Origin of the sequence: Oceanobacillus alkalisoli, from assembly GCF_021556485.1 — a bacterium.
Classification (GTDB): Bacteria; Bacillota; Bacilli; order Bacillales; family Amphibacillaceae; genus Oceanobacillus; species Oceanobacillus alkalisoli.
On record NZ_JAKGBW010000003.1, the window covers coordinates 273,797 to 285,989 of the forward strand.

Annotated in this window: 10 protein-coding genes and 1 other annotated feature; all 10 genes read right to left on the reverse strand. The window is 39.8% G+C overall.

Annotated features, from left to right (window positions below):
* Nucleotides 1-30: 30 nt before the first annotated feature.
* Nucleotides 31-1,974: a threonine--tRNA ligase gene (thrS, locus tag LZD48_RS05260; RefSeq protein WP_235761685.1), complete on the reverse strand. Its 1,944-nt coding sequence runs from the start codon at nucleotides 1,972-1,974 to the stop codon at nucleotides 31-33.
* A gap of 66 nt (nucleotides 1,975-2,040) precedes the next feature.
* Nucleotides 2,041-2,263, reverse strand: a binding site (T-box leader).
* 68 nt (nucleotides 2,264-2,331) lie between these two features.
* Nucleotides 2,332-3,183, reverse strand: coding sequence for a sporulation protein YtxC (ytxC, locus tag LZD48_RS05265; RefSeq protein WP_235761707.1), 852 nt, complete (start codon nucleotides 3,181-3,183; stop codon nucleotides 2,332-2,334).
* Between the two features lie 301 nt (nucleotides 3,184-3,484).
* On the reverse strand, nucleotides 3,485-4,411 hold the full coding sequence (gene dnaI / locus LZD48_RS05270; RefSeq protein ID WP_235761686.1) for a primosomal protein DnaI: 927 nt from the start codon (nucleotides 4,409-4,411) through the stop codon (nucleotides 3,485-3,487).
* A 26-nt stretch (nucleotides 4,412-4,437) separates the two neighbouring features.
* Nucleotides 4,438-5,787 carry a replication initiation and membrane attachment family protein gene (locus tag LZD48_RS05275; protein WP_235761687.1) on the reverse strand — a complete coding sequence of 450 codons (1,350 nt, stop codon included), beginning with the start codon at nucleotides 5,785-5,787 and terminating at the stop codon, nucleotides 4,438-4,440.
* 16 nt (nucleotides 5,788-5,803) lie between these two features.
* Nucleotides 5,804-6,286 (reverse strand): transcriptional regulator NrdR, encoded by a 483-nt coding sequence (nrdR, locus tag LZD48_RS05280; RefSeq protein ID WP_235761688.1) that lies wholly within the window; start codon nucleotides 6,284-6,286, stop codon nucleotides 5,804-5,806.
* A gap of 207 nt (nucleotides 6,287-6,493) precedes the next feature.
* Nucleotides 6,494-7,528: a glyceraldehyde-3-phosphate dehydrogenase gene (locus LZD48_RS05285; protein WP_235761689.1), complete on the reverse strand. Its 1,035-nt coding sequence runs from the start codon at nucleotides 7,526-7,528 to the stop codon at nucleotides 6,494-6,496.
* A gap of 173 nt (nucleotides 7,529-7,701) precedes the next feature.
* Nucleotides 7,702-8,313, reverse strand: coding sequence for a dephospho-CoA kinase (coaE, locus tag LZD48_RS05290; RefSeq protein WP_235761690.1), 612 nt, complete (start codon nucleotides 8,311-8,313; stop codon nucleotides 7,702-7,704).
* Between the two features lie 15 nt (nucleotides 8,314-8,328).
* Nucleotides 8,329-9,156 (reverse strand): DNA-formamidopyrimidine glycosylase, encoded by an 828-nt coding sequence (mutM, locus tag LZD48_RS05295; protein WP_235761691.1) that lies wholly within the window; start codon nucleotides 9,154-9,156, stop codon nucleotides 8,329-8,331.
* Between the two features lie 12 nt (nucleotides 9,157-9,168).
* Nucleotides 9,169-11,808: a DNA polymerase I gene (gene polA / locus LZD48_RS05300; RefSeq protein ID WP_235761692.1), complete on the reverse strand. Its 2,640-nt coding sequence runs from the start codon at nucleotides 11,806-11,808 to the stop codon at nucleotides 9,169-9,171.
* A 101-nt stretch (nucleotides 11,809-11,909) separates the two neighbouring features.
* The coding region (locus tag LZD48_RS05305) for a transposase (protein ID WP_438822746.1) at nucleotides 11,910-12,193 on the reverse strand (284 nt) is incomplete at its 5' end.

The window sequence follows — 12,193 nt, forward strand, 5'->3', positions numbered from 1 at the left end:
AAGCTTTCTCTCGGAGCTGTTGAATAACCTTTATTTATTCGATTTATTAGCAATCTCTTCTCTTAGCAACTCTTTAAATACATCGCTTGAGACAGTCGTTGTTGCTTTTTCACCGTAGCGACGGTACGTTACTGCATTTTCTTCAATTTCTTTGTCACCGAGTACGAGTGCAAATGGAACTTTTTCAGTTTGAGCTTGGCGAATTTTATAACCAATTTTCTCATCACGCTCATCCACTTCGACACGGATTCCTTCTCTTGTTAATGATTCAGCGACTTGTTTTGCATAATCGAAATGCACCTGCGGAGATACTGGAATTACTTTCACTTGTACTGGAGCTAACCATGTTGGAAATGCACCTTTGTATTCTTCGATTAAGAATGCAACGAAGCGTTCCATCGTTGACACGACGCCTCGGTGAATCACAACGGGACGGTGTTCTTTTCCGTCTTCTCCGATGTACGTTAAATCAAAGCGTTCCGGAAGCAACACATCAAGTTGTACGGTGGAGAGTGTTTCTTCTTTACCGAGGGCTGTCTTCACTTGAATGTCGAGCTTCGGTCCGTAGAAAGCTGCTTCTCCCTCTGCTTCCACGTAATCAAGTTCCAATTCTTCCATCGTTTCTTTCAATTGACGTTGTGTCATTTCCCACATTGCATCGTCATCAATATATTTTTCCTTATCTTCCGGATCACGGTAAGAAAGTCTAAAACTATAATCTTCAATTCCGAAATCTTTATAAACATGCTGGATTAACTCAACAACCCGCTTAAATTCATCTTTCAGCTGGTCTGGACGGGCAAAAATATGTGCATCATTCAACGTCATTCCGCGTACGCGCTGTAAACCTGCAAGTGCCCCGCTCATCTCATAACGATGCATTGTTCCAAGTTCAGCAATCCGGACCGGTAATTGACGATAACTCCATAATTGATTTTTAAAGACCATCATATGGTGTGGACAGTTCATTGGACGGAGTACTAATGTTTCGTTGTCCATCTCCATGGACGGGAACATATCTTCTTGATAATGATCCCAGTGACCACTTGTCTGATAAAGTTCTTTACTACCAAGAACAGGAGTATAAACATGGTCATAACCTAGCTTTTCTTCCAGGTCAACGATGTAGCGTTCAACGATTCTCCGGATTGTCGCACCTTTTGGTAACCACAGTGGTAATCCTTGACCGACTTTTTGAGAGACAGTGAATAAATCGAGTTCTTTACCGAGCTTGCGGTGGTCCCTTTCTTTTCTCTCTTCCAATATTTTTAGATATTCTTCAAGCTGAGATTTCTTTTCAAATGCTGTTCCGTAAATTCGCTGCAGCTGTTGATTATCGCTATCGCCTCTCCAGTAAGCACCAGATATACTAAGTAATTTAAAGACTTTTATTTTGCTTGTACTCGGCACATGCACACCGCGACATAGATCAAAAAATTCGCCCTGCTCATAAATCGTTACCGTTTCACCTTCTGGAATAGCATCAATTAATTCAAGCTTCAGGTTGTCACCGATTTCTGCAAAGCGTTTCTTCGCCTCGGCTCTTGAAACCTCAACCCGTTTAATTTCTAAGTTTTCGTCCACGATACGTTGCATTTCTTTTTCGATTTTCGGCAGGTCTTCCGGAGTAAGCGCATGCTCCATATCCATGTCATAGTAAAATCCTTCTTCAATGACTGGGCCTACTCCAAATTTCACGTCACCGTATAGCCGTTTGATTGCCTGAGCAAGCAAGTGTGCTGTTGAATGACGCAGGATATCAATTCCTTCATCATCTCGGTATGTTAAGATTTGGATCTCTCCGCCGTCTTCAATCGGGCGTCGTAAATCCCACGGTTCACCGTTAAGCTTAATTGCTAATGCTTGTTTTCGTAATCCTGGTGAAATGGAAGCTGCAACTTCTTCCCCTGTTGTGCCTTTTGAGAATTCCTTTTTATTCCCATCCGGGAAGACTAACGTAATTTCTTCTGCCATCACAAGTCATCTCCTATAACAAATTTATAAGTAAAACAATAAAAAAACCGTCTCTCTGCATTCATGCAAAGGGACGGTATATTTCTATAACGTGGTTCCACCCAAATTCCGATTTTTAAAAAATCGCTTCTAGTCTTTAACGCAGATTAGACGCTGCCGTTTACTTCAATTCCACAGCAGAGCTCAGAGGTGGTAATTATCTGATTGTATACAGAAAGCTTTCAGCCGGGGCTTCCTTCTCTTATCTATACAAATATACAAATAATCATGTCCTCTTCATCGCTTGATTTGTATGATTACTTGTATTATAGCGCCCGTTTATTAGAAAATCAAGTGTTGAAATTATTTTGCTGTACGCTATTTATTTCTAATGGTGGAATACGTGTATGGAAAATCCTTGTATGCTTGAATGTCGACCCTCTCCTGGAATATATTCAGGATTGTTTGGGTCCTGGGGCTTGAAGGATCGTCCACATACAATTTTATTTTCTCTGGAGCGAGTGCAATCAACGGTGTCAGATTCCATTCTTCTTCAGGTAAACCAAACAGATATAGGGGGACTTTTTCCATGATGGAACGCAATTCCACTTTAGAATACGGTCTGCCGCTAAGCTTATAATAACTGAATATATTTCCTCCAACCACATGAATCAGCGGTACGACAGGTTCTTTCTTAACGATGTATTCTCTTAGTGTATTAATGAATGATTGATGTTCTTCTTCTCGCTTGAACTCATCAATGGCCAGTCCAACATAATGGATAAGGTCTTGTTTGAAAGCCTTCATGCCAGTCTGAACAATCCAATCGAAATGTACATTTTGTGCATTGCGGATGTGCATAAGGAAAATTGCACGTAATAATTGAACTGGATGCTTATTTTTACGCAGTATTTTACAATCCTCATCCTCTCCAGTTACAATCCATTCTGCATGCTCATAAATCTGCTCGATTTCATGCCCATCTGTAAAATAATAAGTATCTTGAATGATTTCATTGATAATACTCCTTAACCGATGTGTGACATAAACATTGACCAAAGATACAGCGATCGACTGGAAAATGATTTCATTTAATGGTTCCTCGTTAATCGTAAGTTGATTCCCACGTTTTTCATGGACTTGCCAATACACAGCGATCTGTTTGTTTTGCTGAAATAATCGCTCACAAAAACTTATGACCTCCTTGTCCGACTCAAAGAAAATATCCATTTTTTTCACATCACCCTCATTTACAACCAAACTGCTATATTATATGGACGAGTTGTGAAAAAAATGATAAAACTGCTAAAACTAGTTTTAAGTAAAAAAACTCCCTTCTAGTATTAATTCCATTTTTTACTAGAAGTTGTGTTCAAAAAGGAGGATAAAAAGGACCGAGAAATTCGAGGCGGCGAAGCTTTTCGCACCGGAATGTACGTTAGTAGGTACATGAGGAGCGGAAAAGCGAGCCAACGAAGAAGTTCGAAGTGTCATTTTTACCGGACTTTTTGAACAACCTCTAGAGAGTTCATTATTTCCTGCGGTTATAGCCTTGAACTTGCATGATGTCGCTCACTTGTTGGATTCGCTCAATGATTCTTGCTGCCTTTAGTGTTTCAACACCTGTTCTTGTTGTTGCAAGATGGGTTTCGAGTTGTTCCAAATTATAATTAGATGTGAAGAAGACAGGCAGCCCCTCCATCATGCGGTATTGCAGAATGGAACTTAAAATTTCATCTCGGAACCATGCGGAATGCATCTCAGCACCGATGTCATCTAACATGAGAATATCAGTCGTTTTAAAGAGATCCATCTTCTTGTTTACGGAGTCATCTTTTAACGAGGCCTTCATTTCTCTTACAAATTCAGGCATATAAATGATCGTTGATGATATATTGTACTTTTTTAATTCATTGGCGAGAGCTCCTAATAGGAAAGTTTTTCCTACACCAAAAATCCCGTGTAAGTATAAGCCTTTTTTCGGTATCTCCTGTTTCGCTTGTTCCAGAAAGTCAAATATTTTTAATAATACTTGCGTTCTCGAAGAATCATTATCAATATCAGATAGTCTCGCCTCTAATATTTCTTTTGGCATGTATAGACTCTGAATTAATTTATTCTGCTCTTGTTCCTTTTCGGCAAGTAATCTGCTATGACATTTTTCATAACGGATATGAATCTCATCCCCTGTCACTTGCAATATCGGTGAGTACCCCTGAACCATATTTATACATTGCCCAAAGGATGCACATTGATCGCATTGCTTTGATTGAGACTTATATTCATATAATTTAATTAGACTTTTATCAATCTCTTCTTGACCTAATTCCGGGTGAATAGCGAGGAACTCTTTAATTTCTGCATCTTGAAGGAGTTCTTGTTTCATTTTTTGATAATTTTCTTTAAAACTTTCACTTCGATTCATCCACGCTTTTAAGCTTGACTGGATTGGTTTCACTAAAAATCACCCTTTTAACGACTCGTTTAATTTCCTTCTGAATATTGTTGCAGCAATTGCGCGACCTTCCATTGCTCATTGTTCATCGCAGGAGTTTCTTTTTCTTCTTTTTTCTCTTTATGTTTCCCTGACTTGTACCAATCCGGTACAATATCATTACTAGCGGTCCGCCCGTAATTTCTTTGTTTATTATCTGCTCGTTTTGCTTTCGCTTGTTCATAATTCGCCTTTTCTTTTTTCGCAAATTCCATTGCTTCTCTTGCTGTTTGTAATTTCGCCCGGGACCAATGACTTGCGATTTTCTCTAAATATGCTCTGGACAGTTTCATGTTTGTCTGGAGTAGCACATAATGAATAAGAACATTCATGACGGCTGGCGGGAGTCCTTGTGTCGTCATTACATCACTGATTAATTTCATATCTTGGGCGGATGCTGAACTTCCGCTTGATAAGTCTTCGAGTAATTGTTTCGGCGTAATGGTTTCTAATTCACGAATTAATAATTCTTCTCTCGTAAGCGGCTTTTTCAGATCTTCCGCTTCGGCCGTTTGCTCGTTCGCTTCTTTCTTCTCAACAAGTCGAATTGGCCGGCTATTACTTTTCGCCACGTAAATATCATGACAAGCTTGTTTAAACTCTTCCCTATCGAGATAATTCTCCTCATTCAGTGACCAATTGACCGCTTTATCAATTTCAAAGCTTTCCAAGTCATAAAGGATGAGCATATGAGAAATCAATTTCCGATTTTCTTTTGTCAGGACTCGGTAAACAGGTATCATCCGCTGTTTTAACATTTGTTCCAGCCACTGAAAATCGACGGTTCCATCTTCTTCAATTGCCACATGTTCGGAAACAGTCACCTGAACCATGCCTTCTGTAGGGGTAGTTTGGAACACTTCTTGAAAATCCACGGTAATATTCTCACCAGTTTCCAAATTTTCATTTCCCGCGAACAGTTTTTTTAGCTGGTTAAACCTCTGCTCTCCAAGATGATGATAGAGGAGGGAGGAACACATCGCTTCTTCAAAGAAACTTTTTGAATCGAACGGACACTGCAGGTCATATGTGTAAACCGTAAGTTCGTCCTTTTCTTGTTTAAATGTTCGTAGTAAGCCGATAGCTTCTAATTTCAAACGGGCATCATAAATTTTATCTAGTGGCAGCATCATATAATTCATTAATGTATGATGTGTTTGCGGTATTCTTTCAGCCTGCAGGGATACTTCATTCGTAAGTGTCAAATAAAGCATGAGTGCCTCAGAACCGATAAGCGGTTGATATAGATGTGTCAATGATTGCAAATAATCGACAGGCAATGCTTTGTCCATTCGAACAAAAAATCCATCGACAGGCAATAGCTGTCCTATGCTTTTCACTGGATATTCACCCTTTTTATTCTTCCTTTTCCGCTTCATCTTGTTCTTCTGTATTAATCAATTCTTTCAATTCATCTAGAAAAACAGTTACATCTTTGAATTGACGATAGACTGAGGCAAAGCGAACATAGGCCACTTCATCAACCTTAGAAAGTCTCTCCATCACCATCTCTCCGATTAATTCCGAGTCCACTTCTGACGAACCGAGACTTCTTAATTCTTTTTCAACCTCAAGCGCAATCTCTTCCATCGTTTCAACAGGAACCGGCCGTTTCTCACAGGCCCGGATTAACCCGCGAGTCAGTTTGTCCCGGGAAAATTCTTGACGCATCCCATCTTTTTTAACGACGATTAATGGAACTTCCTCCATCCGTTCAAATGTTGTGAAACGCTGACCACATCGTTCACATTCTCTACGACGACGAATCGCTCTTCCGTCTTCAATTGGACGGGAATCGGTTACTTTTGTATTTTTATAATTACAGTTTGTACAATGCAACTTCGCTCACCTCTCTACCTTCAAACAAGTTCATTTTTTAGGATAGAAGCTCCCACTTCTAAATGTAAAAATAATATATCCTTTATTTTAACATGTTTCCGTGAAATCTTCTATCCGATTCAAAAAACGGCATTTTTAAATTCTAAAAAGATGCATCTTCGTCCGGCTGCCCACAGAACGAAAAATGCATCTTTTAGAAGTTTCACGTTATGATATTTTAGCAGTTTGTTTGTACAATAGCGATTCGCCGACTAATTTCGTCAGATCAAGAACGCGTGCAGAATAGCCCCATTCATTATCATACCAAGCAAGGACTTTAATCTTCTTATCCTCCATGACAATTGTTGATAACCCGTCAATGATTGCTGATGAATCAGTTGTTGTAAAATCGATGGACACAAGCGGGTCCTCCATATAACTAATGATACCATTATAATCTCTTGCCGCTGCATCTTTAAAGGCACAATTCACTTCTTCCACCGTAACACTTTCTTCTACGTCAACAACTAGGTCAACAAGTGATACATCAGGGGTAGGAACTCGTAATGCCATACCGTGCAATTTGCCATTCAGATGTGGTAATACTTCTCCAAGTGCTTTCGCAGCTCCTGTGGAAGTTGGGATAATGGACTGTGTGCAGCCACGCGCACGGCGCAAGTCTTTATGTGGGTTATCCAAGTTCTGCTGGTCGTTTGTGAATGCATGAACCGTCGTCATTAATCCGTTCACGATACGGAAACGATCATCCAGTACTTTCACAACCGGTGCTAAACAGTTCGTCGTACAGGATGCATTCGATACAATATGGTGGATATTTCCGTTATATTCCTCATCATTTACACCAACAACGATTGTTTTATCGATTTCTTTACCGGGTGCCGTAATTACGACCTTTTTCGCACCAGCTTGAAGATGCAATCCTGCTGTTTCGTTTGTCTTAAACTTTCCTGTCGCTTCAATCACAACATCTATATTAAATTCTTTCCATGGAAGCTTATCTGGTTCCCTGGAACTGACAAGCTCGACTTTTTTTCCGTTAATTTCCAGCGCATCATCAAGCGCTTTCACTTCCCCTTCAAAAATACCATGAACACTATCATATTTTATTAAATGTGCCAACGTTTCGGGTGGATAGCTCGCATTCACTGCTACGACTTCAAATTGTTCATTTACAACAGCTTGACGGAAAACCATTCTCCCGATACGTCCAAACCCATTAATTGCGATACGAATTTTATCCATCTTTAACCCATTCCTCCCAATAAGTTATACTTTATTATGTATTACTACAATTAGTATAACACATTAAGTCTGGGATGTGTGCTATTTCCATCATAATTACAATATTTTAATATTATCAAAGTTGGATGTTCTTATTCATATCTTATGCAGGCTGTTTGATTTCGGCACTGCTACTAGTTATCTGCTTCGAGCACATTCCATTCTTTCAGCAGTTGCTTCAATTGCGTATATGTTTCTTCCTTTGATCCATTATTATTAATCGTTCTATCAGCCCTAGCCGCTTTTTCCTCCACTGGCATTTGCGATAGAATTCGCTGCATCGCCTCTTCCTCTGTAAATTCGTTTCGTTTCATTAATCGCTGTAATTGAATCTCCTGATTGACATAAACGACGAGGGTTTTATCTGCAAAATGTTCGAGCTTACTCTCAAACAGCAACGGAATATCAAGAACAATACAACGATTTCCCGACGTAATGAAGTGGTCTCTTTTTTCAATCAATCTTTTCCGTATCGCAGGATGGACGATATTATTTAATTGCTTCCGTTTCACCTCATCGCTAAAAACAATTTCACCGAGCCGTTTCCGGTTAAGTGTCTGATCTTCAAGCAAGATATCCTCACCAAAAGACTGAACAACTTTTTTATAAGCTGTTTCTCCAGGTTCCACTACTTCTCTTGCTAATATATCTGCATCAATGACCGGAATATCAAGTTCTCTAAACATGTTAGCAACGGTACTTTTCCCTGTTGCAATACTGCCAGTCAAACCAATGATTAAACTCAAGATTTTCTCCCCCCTTTAGAGTGGCTGGCATTTGGTACATACGTGGGTACCTCTGCCAGCCACTTTCATTTTTATTATTTCTTGTCCGCACTGTTTGCATTGTTCATTTTCTTGCCCATAGACGAACAGCTCCTGTTGGAACATGCCCATCTCGCCAGTTGAATCCACATAAGAACGGATTGTTGTACCTCCCGCCTCAACAGCTTCAGTCAAGGTGATGATTGCCGCATCTTTAATTTTTTCAATCTCACTATTTTTTAACGTGTTTGCCCGTCTCATCGGGTGTACCCCTGCTTTAAACAACGTCTCGTCCACGTATATATTGCCTAGACCAGTTACAACCGATTGATCAAGCAATACTGCTTTAATCAATCGCTCCGTCTTATTCAGTTTCTCTTTGAAATAAGAAAAACTGAAGGACGAATCAAATGGTTCTGGGCCTAATTTACGAAGTGGGTCGTGTGCCATCTCTTCCCCAATTGGATAAAGATGCATCGTGCCAAATTTGCGGACATCATGATAATACAGTGCATCCCCGTCTGTAAAGGTGAAAATAACATGGGTATGTTTATCTTTCTCTGTTTCTGTTGGAACAACCCGATACTTCCCTTCCATCCGTAAGTGGGAAACCAAACAGTAGTCATCCAAATAAAATAACAGGAATTTCCCTCTCCGGCTTAGCCGCCTTATCGTCTGGCCAATCAATAGATGCTTAAACTGTTCCACATCTTCCGGATGCTTAATAATCTTTCCCCAATGAACCTCAACTGCTGCAATTGTTTTCCCTTGAGTTAAATGTTCAAGTGTTCGTTTTATCGTTTCTACCTCTGGTAACTCCGGCATTTCCTAGTCTCCTTATTTAGCGTCAAACCAGCTTTTCCCGTACTCATAATCAACTTTGAGCGGTACGAGTATTTCAATCGTCTGTTCCATTGTTGCTGGTACTATTTCAATTAATCGATCCAATTCCGATTTCGGTGCTTCTAAGATCAGTTCATCATGAACTTGCAGAAGCATACGGGCTTCGAGCTTCTCTTCTTTTAATTTATGATGAAGGTCGATCATTGCCTGCTTAATAATGTCAGCGGCACTTCCTTGAATCGGCGTATTCATTGCTGTTCGCTCTGCAAAACTTCTTCTATTGAAATTCCGGCTTGTAATCTCTGGTAAATATCTTCTCCGGTTCATGATTGTCGTTACATATCCCTGCTGTTTTGCAGTTTGAACAATGTCATCCATATAATCCTTTACCCCTGGATAACTTTCGAAATAACGTTCAATGAATTGCTTCGCTTCTTTCCGAGTGATTCCAAGGTTTTGTGAAAGACCGTAGTCACTAATTCCATAAACGATACCGAAGTTCACCGCTTTTGCTTGCCTACGCATATCTGATGTCACTGCATCTTTCTCAACATGGAATACATCCATCGCAGTCCTCGTATGAATATCCATATCATGTTGGAAAGCATCTACCAGTTTTTCATCTTTTGCAAAATGAGCGAGCACCCGTAATTCGATTTGCGAATAATCTGCAGCAAAAATAATCCTATCCTTCTCAGATGGTACGAATGCGCGCCTGATTTTCCTCCCTTCTTCCAAACGGATCGGGATATTTTGCAAGTTAGGATCGACCGAACTTAATCTTCCCGTTTGAGTAAGTGCCTGGTTGAAGCGGGTATGAATCTTGCTTGTATCCTTATCCACAACTTTCAATAGCCCTTCAATATAAGTGGATTGTAATTTTCCAAGCTGGCGATAGAGCAAGATCTTCGGAATAATTTCATGTTCTTGTTCCAATTGTTCAAGTACATCAGCAGCTGTCGAGTAACCGGTCTTTGTCTTTTTAATGACAGGTAGCCCTAATTTTTCAAATAAAATCGGTCCGAGCTGTTTCGGGGAATTAATATTAAATTCTTCACCGGCAAGCTCATGAATTTCATGAATTAACGTATCTAATCTTGCTTTTAAATCGACTTCCATTTCTTTCAGACGGTCTGTATCGACTAACACACCTTGATGCTCCATCTCACCTAAAATTAAAGCAAGCGGCATTTCCAGCTCTGCCAGTAATTCATATTGCTCATTTTCCTTCAATTGCTCGGTCATACCTGCCTGTAATTCAAATAATGCGAGCGCTTTTCTTGCAATATGCTCAGCTGTTATTTCTTTTTCAGGCACCTTCATCTTAGCGCCTTTCCCGTACACTTCCTCATCAAAGAGGATATCCGTATAACCGTGTCTGTTTCCAATTGCCGGGATATCATGATTGTTCTCAGATGGATTCAAGAGATACGATGCTAGAAGCATGTCAAACGTAATCCCCTTGATTCCAATATTATTTCGAAGGAGAGCAACAACTGTTTCTTTTGCATCAAACACAGCTTTTTTCATCGCTGGATCTTCTGCCCACGTTTTAAATGCAACGGATTCGAGAGCGAGATCCGTCGGGATAAAATAATTACCTGATTCATTGACTACACCAAATCCGACAATCGGAGCCTGATGATAATTCTCTTCAATGATTTCAACGACTAACGCACTATCACCACTAAAGATTGTTTCATCCACTTTTGAAACAATTTCATAGTCAAGCTTTCTCATTGGAACTGTTTCTTCTTCCTCTTCACCTGCATCTGCTGCAAATCTGTTCAGAAGCGAATTGAACCCGAGTTCCTTGAAAACAGCAATCACTTGATTCTTCTCAAACCCGGTAAAAACAATATCATCTGTTGAGATACTAATCGGAGACTCACGGTCGATTGTAACAAGTTTTCTACTCATAAAGGCTTCCTCTTTATGATTCGTAAGATTTTCTTTTAATTTCTTCCCGCCTATTTTCTCAATGTTTTCATATACTTCTTCCAGTGTCGGATATTGCTTTAACAGTTTTAAAGCAGTCTTTTCACCAACTCCCGGTACACCTGGGATATTATCGGAACTATCACCCATCAGCGCTTTGAAATCAATTACTTGCTCAGATGAGATGCCGATTTTTTCCTCAAGGAAGGCGGGAGTATATTTATCAACCTCACTGATTCCTTTTTTCGTCACATGGACGGTCACGTGATCAGACACAAGCTGTAAGAGGTCTTTATCCCCCGAAATGACTGTAACTTCCCAGTCCTCGTTATCCCCTACCTTGGAGAAAGTTCCGATAATATCATCCGCTTCATACCGTTCCAACTCATAATGAGGAATTTGAAAAGCATCAAGCAATTCCTTCAGAACCGGAAATTGTTCCGACAATTCAGGTGGTGTCTTCTGTCTGCCACCTTTATATTCTTTATACGTGTCGTGACGGAAGGTTGTCTTTCCTGCATCAAAAGCGACAAGCATATGAGTCGGCTTCTCTTCTTCCAATATTCGCAGTAGCATCGTCGTAAAGCCGTATACAGCGTTTGTATACACACCTTTATCATTATTTAATAAAGGCAGGGCAAAAAACGCCCGGTAAATAATACTGTTTCCATCGATAAGCACTAATTTATTTCCCATCCGGATTCCTCCAATTTACATTCTCGTTACTCTTATTTTATCACTCTAGGCCAATAAAAGACAAAATAACGAAATTCCCAGCTTGATGCCGGTCATCGTAATTATAAAAACGAAAAAAAAGAGGCTGGGACATAACTAGCCAAAAATAATAAAAAAAGAATCCAAGTCATTAAAATGCGGCTTGGATTCATTTTTGATAGAAATTTATCATCGTTATTTATTTTTTTGGAGTTTTTGGCGGTGAACTTCCTCAAGTTTACCGCCATTAATGCAAAGGCTAATTCATTTGTCGCCTTTTGTTTTCCTCGAACGGAAAAACGAGTGAAACCTAAATTAGCCTTCAAAAATCCGAAAACTGGCTCCACGTCAATTTTACGTTTGCCGT